Source organism: Amycolatopsis sp. NPDC058340 (assembly GCF_042723975.1).
Taxonomy (GTDB): Bacteria; Actinomycetota; Actinomycetes; order Mycobacteriales; family Pseudonocardiaceae; genus Amycolatopsis.
Window position 1 is genome coordinate 1 of sequence record NZ_JBHXIB010000092.1, and the last position, 13,930, is coordinate 13,930.

Consider the following 13,930-nt stretch of genomic DNA (forward strand, 5'->3'; position numbering starts at 1 on the left):
CTAACCCACTTTTGGCTAGTTGGGATTTTGGGATCTTGAATTACCCAACGTCAGGCCCTGGCCGAAGGGCGCGCAGACCCAACTGAATCCCCGCGCGCGGACACGCCACCCGCGCTCGACGCGCCTCTGCCGGTATACCGCCCGTTGACCTGGACAGGTCAGCGGGCTATTCTCGATATACGAAAGAAAGTTTCCGCAGAGCGAAATTGCAGAGGTTTCGATGGCTGATCTTGCCGGTTCGCGTCACGCACTGCCCTATGTGCTGAACCTGTCGCTGGTCTTCACCGAGTTGCCGCTGCTCGACCGTGCGGAGGCGGCGCGCGCGGCCGGCTTCACGGCGGTCGAGTACTGGTGGCCGTTCGAGACGCCGGTGCCGGACGCCGCCGAGGTCGACGCGTTCGTGGCGTCGGTCGAGCGGGCGGGTGTCGCGGTGACCGGGCTGAACTTCTTCCCCGGCGACATGGCGGGTGGCGATCGTGGCCTGGTCACCTGGCCCGGTCGCGAGGACGAGTTCGCCCGCGGTATCGCTTCCGCGATCGACCTCGGCGAGCGGCTCGGCTGCCGCCGGTTCAACGCGCTCTACGGCAACCGGATCGACGGCGCGGATCCGGCCGGGCAGGACAAGCTCGGCTTGTCGAATCTGGCGCTCGCGTCGGACGCGGCCGCGCGGATCGGCGCGGAGATCGTGCTCGAGCCGTTGTCGGGGGCGGAGAAGTACCCGCTCAAGACCGCGGGCGACGTACTGAAGGTGCTCGACGAACTCGGGCGGGACAACGTGAAGCTGCTGGCCGACCTGTACCACCTGGCGGTCAACGGTGACGACCTCGACACGGTCACGACCGTCCACACCGGACGGATCGGCCATGTGCAGATCGCCGACGCCCCAGGGCGCCACCAGCCGGGGACCGGAACGCTGGACATCGAGGGATACCTGGAGAAGCTGCAGACGGCGGGCTATCGCGGGCAGGTCGGCGTGGAGTACAAACCCGACGGGCCGAGCGCGGATTCGCTGTCGTGGCTGCCTTTCGAACGAAGGGGACTGGCATGACCAAGCTGGGATTCATCGGCCTGGGGATCATGGGCGGGCCGATGGCGGGACATCTCGTCGCCGCCGGCCACGAGGTGAGCGGATTCGACACGAACGCGGACGCGCTCGCGCGGCTGGAGGCCGCGGGCGGCCGGCCCGCGAACGGGGTGACCGACGCCGTGGCCGACGCGGAAGTCGTCATCACCATGCTGCCGAATCATCCGCAGGTCGAGGCGGTCGTGCTGGCGGCGGGCGGAGTGCTGGAATCGGCGAAGCCGGGCACACTGCTGATCGACATGAGCACCATCCGGCCGGAGACCTCCATCGAGGTGGCCGAGCGGGCCGGTGAACGCGAGATCCGGGTGCTCGACGCGCCCGTTTCCGGTGGCCAGGCCGGGGCCGAGCAGGCCTCACTGTCCATTATGGTCGGTGGGGAGGCCGACGATTTCGCCGCCGGGCTCCCGATCCTGGAGGCGGTCGGCAAGACGATCGTGCACGTCGGGCCGCACGGTGCGGGCCAGGTCGTCAAGGCCGCGAACCAGCTGGTCGTCGGTGGGACGTACGGGTTGATCGCCGAAGCCATCGTGCTGCTCGAAGCCTCGGGCGTGGACGCCGGTGTCGGGCTGGACGTCCTCGCGGGCGGCCTGGCGGGCAGCCGGATCCTCGAACTGAAGCGGAAGTCCATGGTGGCGCGGGAATTCGCGCCGGGCTTCCGGATCGACCTGCACCACAAGGACATGGGCATCGCGCTCGCCGCCGCCAGGCAGGCCGACGTCGCGCTGCCGCTCACCGGGCTGGTCGCCCAGCTCGTCGCCGCCGGACGGGCGATGGGCCACGGCTCGCTCGATCACTCCGCCCTGCTGAAGGTCGTCGAATCGCTGTCCGGCGCGGAAAACAAGGAGTGACGCATGCCAAGAATCCCCGCCATGCAGGCCGTCGTCGACGTCCTGGTCAGTGAGGGCGTCGACACCGCTTTCGGTTGCCCGGGAGCCGCGATCCTCCCGCTGTACCACGCGATGCAGGACAGCGGCATCGAGCATCTGATCGTGCGCCACGAGGAGGGCGCGACCCATATGGCCGACGGCTGGGCGAGGACCACCGGCAACGTCGGCGTCGCGATCGGCACCTCGGGGCCCGCCGGGACGAACATGATCACCGGCCTCTACACCGCGCAGGCCGACTCGATCCCGATCCTGTGCATCACCGGGCAGGCCGACTCGCGGAAACTGCACACCGAGGCGTTCCAGGCCGTCGACATCGTCGAGATCGCCAAGCCGGTGACCAAATGGGCGGTGCAGGTCAAGGAGGCGGCCCAGCTGCCGTGGGTGTTCCGGGAGGCGTTCCGGATCGCGCGGTCCGGCCGCCCGGGGCCGGTGCTGATCGACCTGCCGATCGACGTCCAGCGGCAGGAGATCGAATGGGACTCCAGTATCGACTCGCCGCTCCCGGTCACCAGGGCGACGCCGTCGCCCGCCAGGGTCGAGCGGGCGCTGGACCTGCTCCTGGCCGCCGAGCGGCCGCTGATCCTCGCGGGCGGCGGCGTGGTGCTCGGCGACGCGAGCGACCGGTTGCGTACCGCGGCCGAACTGCTCGGCGTCCCGGTCGGTGTGACGTTGATGGGCAAGGGGAGCTTCCCCGAGGACCACGAACTGTTCGCCGGCATGGCGGGTATCCAGACCTCGCAGCGCTGGGCGAACGCGGCCTTCCTCGAGGCGGATCTGGTGCTGGCGCTGGGCGCGCGGTTCGGCGACCGGCACACCGGTGACCTCGACGTCTACCGCGGGAACCGGAAGTTCATCCACGTCGATATCGAGCCGACGCAGCTGGGCAAGGTGTTCGGGCCGGACCTCGGCATCGTCTCGGACACGGGTGCCTTCCTTGACGCGCTGATCGAGGCGGCGTCGAAGCGTTCCCCGGCGCGGGACCGCGCGTGGCCTCGGCGCATCGGCGAGCTCAAGGAGAGCTTGCCGCGGCGCGAGGATTTCGAGGACACGCCGATCAAGGCGCCGCGGGTGTTCAAGGAGATCAACGAGTTCTACGGCGAGGACGCCTACTTCGTCACCGCGATCGGGCTCTATCAGATCTGGTCCGGGCAGTTCCAGCGCGCGCACAAGCCTCGGCACTACCAGGTGTGCGGCCAGGCCGGCCCGCTCGGCTGGGAGATCCCGGCGGCGATCGGTGTCAAGAAGGCGAAACCGGAGGCCGAGGTCGTCGGCGTGGTCGGCGACTACTCGTTCCAGTTCCTGGTCGAGGAGCTGGCGGTGGCCGCGCAGTACGACGTCGGGTTCGTGCTGATCATGCTGAACAACGAGTACCTGGGGCTCATCCGGCAGGCCGAAACCGGCTACGAGATGAACTTCGAGGTCGACATCCACTACGACAAGATCGGCACGGACAACGTGAAGGTCATGGAGGCCTACGGCTGCTCCGGAACCCGCGTCACGGAGCCGGGCGAGATCCGGGCTTCGCTGGAGTGGGCGCGCAAAGAGGCCGAGCGGACGTCGCGGCCGGTGCTCGTGGAGATCATGATCGAACGCGAAGGGAACGCCGCGATGGGCAAGGCGCTCGACAGCGTCGTCGAGTTCGAGCCGATCGCGGGCTGAACGACGGTGTCCCGGCGGCTCGCCCGCCGGGACACCGTCGTCCGGTCAGGCCTTGCCCTGGTCGTTGCTCAGCCACTTCTCCGGCCGGACGCGGACCAGCACGGAGTTGTCGCTGAGCGCGCCGTCGACGTACTTCGTGCCCTCGTCCTCAGGCAGGTAGCGGTGCGCGATCTTCAGCGCCTGCTCCCGGGTCGGCGGCGTGTCGTTCGCGATGACCGGACCCTCGGCGGTCACGTACTTGTACGGCAGCGTCTCCGACTGCGCGACCAGGCTGAGCCTGCCCGCCTTCTTGATCGCCTTGTCCTTGACCGAGCCGCCGTCCATCCAGATCAGGAGTTCGCCGCCGGGCTCGTAGTCGTACCAGACCGGTACGGCCAGCGGGGCCCGGCCTTCCCTCTCCACGGCGAGGACCCCGATGTGGACATCGCTCAGGAAGGCTTCCCGTTCCTCGGCGGTCATGACAAAAGACGACATCCGTGTCTCGCTTCTCTCGTGGGTGATCTACGGAAGCGACAACGCGGCCCGTCTTCGGGACATTCCGGGCACTCGGGCTCGTGAGTGGTAAGGACGGTTCTAACCGTCCTTACCACTCACGAGGCGTTACGGCGTGGGCGAGGTGGTGCCGGTCGGCGACGACTCACCGGTGTCGCCCGCCGGGGTCGAGGACGGCGCCGCCGACGACGTGCTGGACGGCGGGGGCGTCGTCGAAGACGGAGGCGTGCTCGACGGCGGTGTCGAGGAAGGCGGTGTCGAGGAAGGCGGAGTCGTCGACGAAGGCGGCGTGCTGGTGGTCGGCTTCGAGGGCGAAGTGCTGCTCGGCGGCGTCGTGCTGCTCGGCGGGAGAGACGTGCCGGGCAACGGGGTCGGCCCCGGCGTGGTCGTGCCGGGCGGGGGAGTGCCGGGCAGGGTCGGCACCGGGACCTGGCCACCGGGCGTGCCGGCGGCGACGTCCTGGGAGTCCGGCGCGCCGACGGGGACCTGGCTGTCCGGCATCGTCGCGACGCCGCCGCGGTAGGCGACCGCCCAGCGGATCACGGTGTCCACATAGGACAGCGAGTGGTTGTAGCGGTACACGGCCACGCGCTGGGTCTGCTCGGAGGTCAGGTCGACCCCGCCGGAACAGAGGTAGCGGCCCGAGCCCAGCGTCGCGTCGTAGATGTTGTTCGGGTTCGACACGCCGTCGCCGTTGCCGTCGGAGGCGTAGCCCTTCCACGTGGACGGGATGAACTGCGTCGGGCCGACGGCGCGGTCCCACACCGTGTCACCGTCGTACTTGCCGCCGTCGGTGTCGGAGATGGCGGCGAACGGCCCGGCGCCGTTGAGCTGCGGGCCGAGGATCGGCTCCAGCGTGTCGCCCTTGGCGTCCACGTAGCCGCCGCGCGCGTGGTTCGATTCGATCCGGCCGATGCTGGCGATCAGCGCCCAGTCGATGTGGCAGCCGGGCAGTTCCTTCGCGAGGATGTCGGCGGCGTTCTTGTACGCCTTCATCATGCTGGCGGGGATGCCGAGCGCGCCCGAAGGCGCGAACGCGCCGCCGACGTTGCCGGAATGCCCGGGGACGGTCAGCGGGTCCGGGATGGGCGGCTCGGGGAGGCTGCCGTCGACGGCGATCTCCGGGACCGTGCCCGCCGGCGGTTGCCAGGCCGAGGCCTGATTCTGCGGGGCGGCCGGTTTCGGCGCGGCGATCGGGGTGTCGGGGCCCGCCGACGCGGTGACCGCGGGCAGCACGGCGAGCGCGCCGCCGGCGAGCGCGAAGGCCGTCCGGTGCCGGGCGGACAGCTTGTCCGTCTGTCGGGGGCGGTGCTTCGGCATGTTCTCTCCCGCAAGGTCGACTCCGGGCAAAACTATCCGATACGACCGGTTTTCGGGGACGACGCAACGAAAAATCCGCGATCCTGTCGAGTTTTCGTCCTCGCGGCACAAGACCTTCGTAGTGAAGTTGTCAATTTCACGCTGAGTTCACCGAATCGTCAGCAGAATCCCCGCCCGCCTCGCGGAGTGGTCTGAACCGCGTGCAAAGAGTCCTTTGCACAATCTCCTTTGCACGGCTACCTTGGGGTCATGACCGGTCCGCCGCCACCCGAAGAGATCGCCGACGCCGCCGTGCTGAAGGCGGTGATGCACCCGTTGCGCCGCCGGATCATGGAGGCGCTGGGCCGCGGTCCGGCGACGGCGACCAAGCTGGCCAAGGAACTGGGGGAGAGCTCGGGCGCGACCAGCTATCACCTGCGGGAACTGGCGAAATACGACTTCGTCGACGAGGCGCCGGAGCTCGCGCACGGCAAGGAACGCTGGTGGCGCGCCCGGCCCCGCGACATCCGCTGGCCCCGGCACAGCGAGCAGAACGACGAGATGCGCGCCGTGTTCGACGAGGCGCAGCGCGCCGCGTTCACCGAGGATCTCGAACAGCTGGCGAGTTTCCTCGAGCGGCGCGGCGAGCTGGGCGAATGGGGTGACGCGCTGGTGTTCTCGCGCGGCTCGGTCTATCTGAACCTCGAAGAGCTCAAGGAATTCTTCGACGATTACCTGGAGCTGCTGCGCCGCTATTGGCGGCCGGAACCCGGTCCGGACGCGCGGAAGGTGCTCGTGCGCTGGACCGCGTTCCCGGACGCGGACGGGGAGGTGAAGGAAGGGAACTGAAAACCGGTGGGAGAGCGGCCACTCGACCACCGGCATCGCGTCACCACGCCGGACGGCGTGTCTTCACGAACCACTCCACACACAAAGGGGGAGCAGCATGCTGCTCTGGAACGGAATCGCGGCCGTCTGCGCCGCGGCGAGCCTGCTCGCGGCGGGGACCGCGGCGGCCGCGCAACCGCCGGACGGGGGATCCCGGCCGGACGCCACCATCCGCTACACCGAATACGGCATCCCGCATATCGTCGCGAACGACTGGCTGAACCTGGGCTTCGGGCAGGGATTCGCCGCCGCCAAGGACAACATCTGCGCGATCGCGGACGTCGCGGTCACCACGCGGGCCGAGCGTTCCCGCTGGCTCGGGCCGGACGCGCCGCCGACGAGCGGGGTGAGCCAGGCGAGCACGAACCTCGCGAGCGACCTGTACTTCCAAGGTCTCAACGAAAGCGGTGCCGTCGAGCGGCTCCTGTCGGCGCCCGCGCCGCGCGGGCCGTACCGCGAGGTCCGGGAGCTGATCCGCGGTTACGTCGAGGGGGTCAACAAGTACCTGCGCACCGGCGAGATCACCGACCCGGCCTGCCGGGGCGCGGGCTGGCTGAAGCCGCTCACCGAACTCGACGTGTACCGGCACAGCCACGCGGTCGGCATGATCTTCGGACAGGGCGGCGTCGCGGACTCGATCACCGCGTCATCGCCGGGCGCCCCGCCCGCGGGCGGCGGTACCGAACAGATGCTCGGGGAGACCGGGATCGGCAGCAACGCGATCTCGATCGGCTCCGCCGCGTCGGCGAACGGACGCGGTGTCTCGCTGGCCAACCCGCATTTGCCGTGGCAGCTGAGCGGGACCAGGCTTTGGCAGTCGCAGGTGACGTTGCCGGGCAAACTGAACGTCAGCGGTGCGGGTATCCCCGGGATTCCGCTGATGTGGCTGGGACACAACGAAACCGCGGCCTGGAGCGGCACCGCCACCGACACCACGCGCACGTACACGCTGTTCGAGCTCAAACTCGTGCCCGGTTCGCCGACGACGTACCTGGTCGACGGGAAACCCGAGCGGATGCGGCGTACCGACGTGAGTGTGCTGTCGCGTAAGGCGGACGGCACACTGGAGCGCGTTTTACGTCCACAATGGACGACGAGGTACGGCCCGGTGACGACCAGGCTCGGGCAGCGGGAACTGCCGTGGACGGCGTCGAGCGCGTTCGCCATCGCGGACGCCAACGCCACCAACCTCGGGATGACGAACTCGATGTTCGCGATCGCCCGCGCCCGGACGGCGGGGGAGATGATCGGCGCGGTCCGTGAGACGCAAGGGCTGCCGTGGATGAACATCCTCGCCACCGACGACCGCGGCCGGGTGGAGTTCAGCCAGATCCACGGGATACCGCATGTCACCGACGAAAAGGCCGCGCGCTGCAACACGCCGCTGGGCAAGGAACTGTTCGCCGCCAACGGGGTCGCGGTGCTCGACGGCTCCAAGACGGCGTGTGCCTGGGGTCGCGACAGGGACGCGCTCCGGCCGGGTGTCTTCGGCCCGGCCGGCCTGCCGAGCCTGAGCCGGTCGGATTTCGCGGCGAACTCGAACGACAGCTCTTGGCTGGTCAATCCCGCCGAGCCGAAGACCGGTTTCCCCCGGATCGTGGGCCCGGTCCGCTACGAACAGAACATGCGGACGCGTGCCGGTCTCGTCGAGATCGCCGACCAGCTGAAGAAGGGCGGCTTCACGGGGCAGGCGATGCGGGACCTGATGTTCTCGAACCGGGACCACGCCGCCGAACTCGTGCGCGCCGACGTCGTCGCGATGTGCCGCACGATGCAGGGGCTGGAAGACGCCTGCACCGCGCTGGCAGGCTGGGACGGTCGTTCGGACGCCGGCAGCCGGGGCGCGTTGCTGTTCGACCGGTTCTGGGCCGCGGTGGACCGGATGGGGCCGGAGATCTGGAAGAACCCGTTCGACGTCGAGGATCCGGTCCACACGCCGAACACGCTCGACACGGGGAACGCGGCGATCCGCAAGGCGCTCTCCGGCGCCGTTTCGGAGCTGCGTGCGGCGAAGATCCCGCTCGACGCGCCGTACGGTGACAACCACTACGTCGTCCGCGACGGCCGGAAGATCCCGCTGGGCGGCGGAACCGCTGGCCGCGGGGTCTACAACACCCTCGGCGGGCCTTGGGATCCGGCCCGTGGGTACACCGAGTTCACCCACGGCGGGACGTACCTGCATGTCGTGGCGTTCAACGGGACCGGGTGCCCGGACACCACGACGTTGATGACCTACTCGCAGTCGGCGAACCCGAAGTCGGCGCACCACAGCGACCAGACGGAGCTGTACTCGCGCAAGCAGTGGGTCGCCGAACGGTACTGCGAGAAGGACATCCTCGCGTCGCCGTCGCTCGAGGTGATCCGGGTGAGCAGGCGATGATCGCCGTCGTGCTCGCGGCCGTCATGGCGGTCTCGTCACCGCTGCCCGCCGCGGCTCCGGACGGCGAAGTCTCGTTCACCAGCCACGGGGTCACCCTGCGGGGAACGGTGGTCGCGCCGGAGGGCGGCGGACCGGCGCCGGGCATCGTCATGGTGCACGGATCCGGCGAACACGACCGGGACGACTACCGCGCCGAGGCGGAAGCCTTCGCCAAGGCGGGGATCGCGACCCTGATCTACGACAAGCGGACCGAGGGCTATTCGCTGTTCGAGCGGGACTACTCGGTCCTGGCCGACGACGCGCTCGCCGCCGTGCGAGCGCTGCGCTCGCGTCCTGGCGTGGATCCGGCCCGTGTCGGGGTGTGGGGTTTGAGCGAAGGGGGCTGGGTCGCGCCATTGGCGGCGTCGGAGTCGAAGGACGTCGCTTTCGCGGTCACCGTCGGCGCCAATGGGGTCTCGCCCGATCGTCAGCAGGCGTGGGCGCTCGAGACCTATCTACGGCGGGGTGGGGTCACCGGCTCGATGGTGGACATGGTGGCGTCGACGAACATGCGGACCCTCGCGGGTGCCGGCGTGTTCCCCGAGGCCGGGTACGACCCGGTTCCGGTGCTGGAGAAGGTGCGGCAGCCGGTGCTCGGCCTGTGGGGCGAACTGGACCGGCTCACCCCGCCCGGTGAGGCCGTCCGGATCTTCCGGGAAACGCTGGACAGAGCCGGAAACCGGCAGTACACGCTGAAAGTGTTCCCGCAGGCCCAGCACGGGCTCCGGCGGACCACGGACGGTTTCGACAAACTCGACGGCTTCGCTCCCGGCTACCTCGAACTCGTGGCGAACTGGGTGAACGGGACGAAGGGCGGGCCGTCTGCCGACCCGCCTCCGGCCCAGGCGAGCCAGAGCGTCGCCCTCGCACCGCTCGCCTGGTACGAGGCGCCGTGGGTGCAGATCGCGCTCTGGGCGCTGGCGTTGCTCGCGTTCGCGGCTTATCCGGTGACGGCGTTGTTCCGCCGTGGGAAGAGCGTTCCGCTCGCCCGGCCCGCACGCTGGCTCGCGTCGGCCGGGACGCTCGCCACGGCGGGGTTCCTGGTCTACTACATCGCCCTGTCGATGGGGGCGGCGATGGCGCCGGGTCCGGTCCTTTTCGGACGGACGTTGCCGTGGCTCGCGTTGCAGCTGCTCGCGGCCGGTGTCGTGGTCGCCGGTGCGGTGACCGCGGTTTCGTGGTGGCGGAAAAAGGAAGCCGGGGGAGCGCGGGTCGGCCTGCTGCTCGTGGGCGCCGCGGTGTTCGTCCCGTGGGCCGTCCACTGGGGACTGCTGGTGCCGTGAAATGAGCCTGGGTGCCGGGCGGCCACCCGGCACCCAGGCGTACGGAAGCCGCGTCACCACGCCCGAGGGCGTGTCTTCACGAACGGACCTCCGGGTCAGAAGATACTCAGGACTTCGGGGTGACGGCGAACCGGCGCAGTTCCAGCGCCGGGTTCTTGGCGCGTACCTCGGAGATCCGCTCGGCGGAGACCTCGCCGGTCGCGGTCCCCGTGCGCTCGCCGAGCGAGGCGACGACCACGCCCATCGGGTCGACGATCATGCTGTGTCCCGAACCGGCGGGCGCGGCCTGCCCGGCCGCGACGAGGTAGATCGTGTTCTCGATCGCCCTGGCCCGGACCAGCGTGGTCCAGTGGTCCTCCTTGAGCGGACCGGGCATCCACTCCGCGGGCAGCAGTACCGCGTCCGCGCCCGCGTCGACCAGGCGGCGGGTGACCTCCGGGAACCTGAGGTCGTAGCAGGTCTGGAGACCGAAGGTGATCCCGTCGACCTCGAACGTCTCCGGCGCTTCGATGTCGCCGGGCCGGACCAGCTCCGACTCACGGAAACCGAAGGCGTCGTACAGGTGCAGCTTGCGGTAGAGCGCGGCGATCGCCCCGTCGGGGCCGGCCGCGACCAGGGTGTTCGAGATCCGCTCGCCGTCGGGGAGCGCTTCGTTGATTCCCGCGACGACGGTGATCTGCCGGTCCTTCGCCAGCCTGCGCAGCTCGGTGACGAACGGGCCGTCGAGTTCTTCGGCCGAGGTCACGAATTCCCGGCTCATCGTCGGTACGGTGAACAACGAGTACTCGGGGAGCACGACCACCCGCGCGCCGCGATCGGCCGCTTCGCCGGTGAGGGCGGCGACGCGGGCGAGGTTGGCCTCTTTGTCGTTGCCGGGCGCGAACTGTGCCACCGCGACGTGCACCATGGGACCCCTTCCGATAAGTGGAACTCTTGTATACATGATGGATACTTGGCTGGTCCAGGTGTAGGCTCAGTCGCGGAAAGTGACCGCATAGAGGGGGAACGAGATGACTGTGACCGCCGAAGGGGGCGGCCCGGCGCGTGAGCGGGTCTACACGTGGCTGCGCGACGGAATCATCTCGGGTGAGCTGGAAGGCGGCCGCTTCCTCGACGAGATGTGGGTTTCCGGTGTCGTCGGCGTGTCGAGGACGCCGGTGCGCGAGGCGTTCCACCGGCTGGCCGCCGAGCGGTTCATCAGCCTGCTGCCGCGCAAGGGTGCCCAGGTGCGCACCGTCACCGCCAGGGAGCTGGAAGAGGTCTACCAGAGCAGGCGGCTGATCGAAGGGCACGCCATCGCGACGCTCTGCGCGAACCGGGCCGGTGCTCCCGCCGAACTGCCGGAACTCATCGAGGCGATGGCGAGTTCCGGCGCCGAACGCGACTGGTTCGCTGTTTCGGGCTTCGATCGCCGCTTCCACCGCGCCATCGTGAACGCGGCGGGCAACACCGTCCTGACCGAGCTGTACGACACCCTGCGTTCGCGGCAACAGCGGGTCACGGTCCGCGCGCTGGAGGCCCGGCCGGAACGGCTGACCGTGATCAACGAGGAGCACCGGGCACTGGTCGCCGCCCTGGACGACCACGACGCGAAAGAGGCGTCGCGGCTGCTGGAGGAGCATTTGCGCCCGGTGTCCGAAGTGATGTCGGTGCTGCCTCAGGAAGGCTGACCCGGCTGGACGAGGTCGATCACCTCGAAGGGTTCGCCGTCGGCGCCGGTGGCTTTCTGGTTCGATGGACCTGGACCGGGCGCGGGAGCTCCCGCGGGGCGTGATCGCGCTGGAACTGGACAGGGCGGGGACCTGATGGGGCTCGAGAAGATCGTCGGTGTCATGCGGGACAACCTCACCGTCCGGCGCGTCTACGGCGAACCGGTGGAGAAGGACGGCGTCGTGATCATCCCGGCCGCGAGCATCATCGGCGGCGGAGGTGGCGGGCACGGCAGCGAGCAGGGCAAGGAAGGTGAGGGCGGCGGATTCCTCCTCGCCGCGCGACCCGTCGGGGCCTATGTGGTCAAGGGCGGCGAGGTGCGCTGGGTGCCGTCGGTGGACGTGACCTTCCTCGGCGCGGTGTTCGCGATCATGGTCGCCGCGATCCACCGGTCATACCGGCGAGGATCAGATCGATCCCGGTGAGGAACTGCTCCCGGTCGTCGTGATCGCGGGCCTCGGCGGCGACGGCCCGGAGGAAGGGGAACTCTCCGGGGTCGAGTTCTTCCCAGGCGTCGGCCGCGGCACGGAGGAATTCGGCGCGGTCGGCTCCTCGCCCGAGCACCCGGGAGTTCGTCGCGTTCTGGCCCGCGGCGCCGAAGATGTAATGCACCAGCGCCGAGGTCGCGGTGAACCAGGTGGTTTCGGGGACACTCAGGGCGCTGACCCGCTGGCCGATGCTTTCGAAGATCCGCGGCGTCACCGAGCCCTGAGGGCTGCGGGAAAGCTGGAAGGCAAGCCACGGGTGGCGCTCGATCGCCTCGAACAGACTCAGTCCGATGGCCCGGATCTCGTCCTGGGGTGAGCCCGTGGCCTCGACGGTCAGGGCGACGGCGACGACGGACGCGGTCGCGGCGTCGAGCAGGGCGCCCTTGTTCGGCACATGCCAATAGATCGCTCCGGGGCCGGTGGCGAGACGTTCGGTCAACGTCCGGAAGGTGAGCCCGCGTTCGCCGTCCGCGTCGAGCAGTTCCACGGCGGCCTCGACGATGCGCTCGCGGGACAATGCCTGCGAGCGGGTCCGTGGTGCCATGCGGATCATCCTGGCAGAGCGCGGATCGGTGCTTTCGGGTTAGTTTCCCTGTATGGCGAAAAGCTCGGCGGTGGAGATCGAGGTCGGCGACCGGACGGTGCGCGTCTCGAACCCGGATCGTGTCTACTTCCCGGCGCGGGGCGAGACGAAGCTGGACCTCGTCGAGTACTACCTCGCGGTCGGCGACGGGATCGTGCGGGCGCTGCGGGAACGGCCGTGCATGCTGCACCGGTTCCCGTCCGGGGTCGCGGGGGACAAGGTCCACCAGAAGCGGGTCCCGAACGGTGCCCCGGACTGGTTGCAGACCGTCCGCGTCGACTTCCCTTCCGGCAGGCACGCCTACGAACTGTGCGTCACCCATCCCGCCGACGTGATCTGGGCGGTGCAGATGTCGACCGTCGAGTTCCATCCGTGGAACTCCCGCCGCGCCGACACCGAACGCCCCGACGAGTGGCGGATCGACCTCGACCCGATGCCCGACTGCCCGTTTTCCACCGTGCGGAAGGTCGCTCACACCGTCCACGAGATCCTGGACGAACTCGGCATCACCGGCTGGCCGAAGACCTCCGGCGGGCACGGTATGCACGTCTACGTCCGGATCGAACCGCGGTGGGGTTTCCAGGAGGTGCGCCGGGCGGCGCTCGCCTTCGCACACGAGGTCGAGCGCCGGCTGCCCGACGAGGTCACCACGACCTGGTGGCGCAAGGACCGCGATCCCTCGAAGCTGTTCGTGGACTACAACCAGAACGCCCGCGATCACACCATCGCGAGCGCCTACTCGGTCCGCGGCGTGCCCGAAGCCGTCGTCTCGACGCCGATCCGCTGGGACGAGGTCGACGACGTCGAACCGCGCGACTTCACGATCGCCACCGTGCCCGCGCGCTTCGCCGAACTCGGCGATCTGCACGCGGGCATCGACGACACGGCGTACTCGCTCGACACCCTGCTCGAATGGGCCGATCGCGACGGCCTCGATGCCGAAGGCGAGTGAGCTTCTACCGCATTTAGAGGACTAAATGCGGGGAGATGGGCTGGGCTTCGGCCGGGTGGGCGTTGCGAAAGCCACTTTCGCAACCTTCAACGTTGCGAAAGAAGCTTCTATGTCAAGTCTGCTTTGAGTGCTTGGTAGATGGTGTTGGTGAGGTGTCGTTTGAGTGCTCGGAGTGCGGCTTTGGTG

13 protein-coding genes are annotated in these 13,930 nt (G+C 69.2%); 9 read left to right on the forward strand and 4 right to left on the reverse strand.

Annotated elements, in window-relative coordinates:
* Positions 1–220 precede the first annotated feature (220 nt).
* Genes ACFWIW_RS41610 through gcl form a run of 3 tightly spaced genes read left to right on the forward strand, consistent with a single transcriptional unit; the run spans position 221 to position 3,630 of the window.
* Positions 221–1,048, forward strand: coding sequence for a hydroxypyruvate isomerase family protein (locus ACFWIW_RS41610; protein WP_378373522.1), 828 nt, complete (start codon positions 221–223; stop codon positions 1,046–1,048).
* On the forward strand, positions 1,045–1,932 hold the full coding sequence (locus ACFWIW_RS41615) for a 2-hydroxy-3-oxopropionate reductase (RefSeq protein ID WP_378373523.1): 888 nt from the start codon (positions 1,045–1,047) through the stop codon (positions 1,930–1,932). The genes ACFWIW_RS41610 and ACFWIW_RS41615 overlap by 4 nt, the downstream gene beginning before the upstream one ends.
* A gap of 3 nt (positions 1,933–1,935) precedes the next feature.
* On the forward strand, positions 1,936–3,630 hold the full coding sequence (gene gcl, locus ACFWIW_RS41620; protein ID WP_378373524.1) for a glyoxylate carboligase: 1,695 nt from the start codon (positions 1,936–1,938) through the stop codon (positions 3,628–3,630).
* A 45-nt stretch (positions 3,631–3,675) separates the two neighbouring features.
* Here gcl and ACFWIW_RS41625 read toward each other — a convergent pair whose 3' ends face one another.
* Both ACFWIW_RS41625 and ACFWIW_RS41630 read right to left on the reverse strand, forming a co-directional pair.
* Entirely contained in the window at positions 3,676–4,104 is a 429-nt protein-coding gene (locus ACFWIW_RS41625; RefSeq protein ID WP_378373525.1) for a pyridoxamine 5'-phosphate oxidase, read from the reverse strand.
* 126 nt (positions 4,105–4,230) lie between these two features.
* Positions 4,231–5,442: a lytic transglycosylase domain-containing protein gene (locus ACFWIW_RS41630; protein WP_378373526.1), complete on the reverse strand. Its 1,212-nt coding sequence runs from the start codon at positions 5,440–5,442 to the stop codon at positions 4,231–4,233.
* Between the two features lie 249 nt (positions 5,443–5,691).
* On the opposite strand from ACFWIW_RS41630, the gene ACFWIW_RS41635 reads away from it, so the two are divergent.
* The 3 genes from ACFWIW_RS41635 to ACFWIW_RS41645 all read left to right on the forward strand — a co-directional run bounded on the left by ACFWIW_RS41635 (position 5,692) and on the right by ACFWIW_RS41645 (position 10,011).
* Positions 5,692–6,270: a helix-turn-helix transcriptional regulator gene (locus tag ACFWIW_RS41635; protein WP_240598167.1), complete on the forward strand. Its 579-nt coding sequence runs from the start codon at positions 5,692–5,694 to the stop codon at positions 6,268–6,270.
* A gap of 97 nt (positions 6,271–6,367) precedes the next feature.
* Positions 6,368–8,689, forward strand: coding sequence for a penicillin acylase family protein (locus tag ACFWIW_RS41640; RefSeq protein ID WP_378373527.1), 2,322 nt, complete (start codon positions 6,368–6,370; stop codon positions 8,687–8,689).
* A complete protein-coding gene (locus ACFWIW_RS41645; protein WP_378373528.1) occupies positions 8,686–10,011 on the forward strand; it encodes an alpha/beta hydrolase family protein in 1,326 nt (441 codons plus the stop codon). Before ACFWIW_RS41640 ends, ACFWIW_RS41645 begins: the two co-directional genes overlap by 4 nt.
* A 106-nt stretch (positions 10,012–10,117) precedes the next feature.
* Here ACFWIW_RS41645 and ACFWIW_RS41650 read toward each other — a convergent pair whose 3' ends face one another.
* A complete protein-coding gene (locus tag ACFWIW_RS41650; RefSeq protein ID WP_378373529.1) occupies positions 10,118–10,918 on the reverse strand; it encodes a carbon-nitrogen hydrolase family protein in 801 nt (266 codons plus the stop codon).
* A 103-nt stretch (positions 10,919–11,021) separates the two neighbouring features.
* On the opposite strand from ACFWIW_RS41650, the gene ACFWIW_RS41655 reads away from it, so the two are divergent.
* On the forward strand, positions 11,022–11,681 hold the full coding sequence (locus ACFWIW_RS41655) for a GntR family transcriptional regulator (RefSeq protein WP_378373530.1): 660 nt from the start codon (positions 11,022–11,024) through the stop codon (positions 11,679–11,681).
* A 135-nt stretch (positions 11,682–11,816) separates the two neighbouring features.
* The gene (locus ACFWIW_RS41660; RefSeq protein ID WP_378373531.1) at positions 11,817–12,146 is read left to right on the forward strand and encodes a sporulation protein; all 330 of its coding nucleotides are present in this window, start codon (positions 11,817–11,819) and stop codon (positions 12,144–12,146) included.
* Here the strand turns inward: ACFWIW_RS41660 and ACFWIW_RS41665 are convergent.
* Positions 12,091–12,753 (reverse strand): TetR/AcrR family transcriptional regulator, encoded by a 663-nt coding sequence (locus ACFWIW_RS41665; RefSeq protein ID WP_378373532.1) that lies wholly within the window; start codon positions 12,751–12,753, stop codon positions 12,091–12,093. The two genes, ACFWIW_RS41660 and ACFWIW_RS41665, sit on opposite strands and share 56 nt — an antisense overlap.
* Positions 12,754–12,805: 52 nt before the next feature.
* Between ACFWIW_RS41665 and ligD the strand changes: the two genes are divergently transcribed.
* Entirely contained in the window at positions 12,806–13,744 is a 939-nt protein-coding gene (gene ligD / locus ACFWIW_RS41670) for a non-homologous end-joining DNA ligase (protein WP_378373533.1), read from the forward strand.
* Positions 13,745–13,930: the final 186 nt, after the last annotated feature.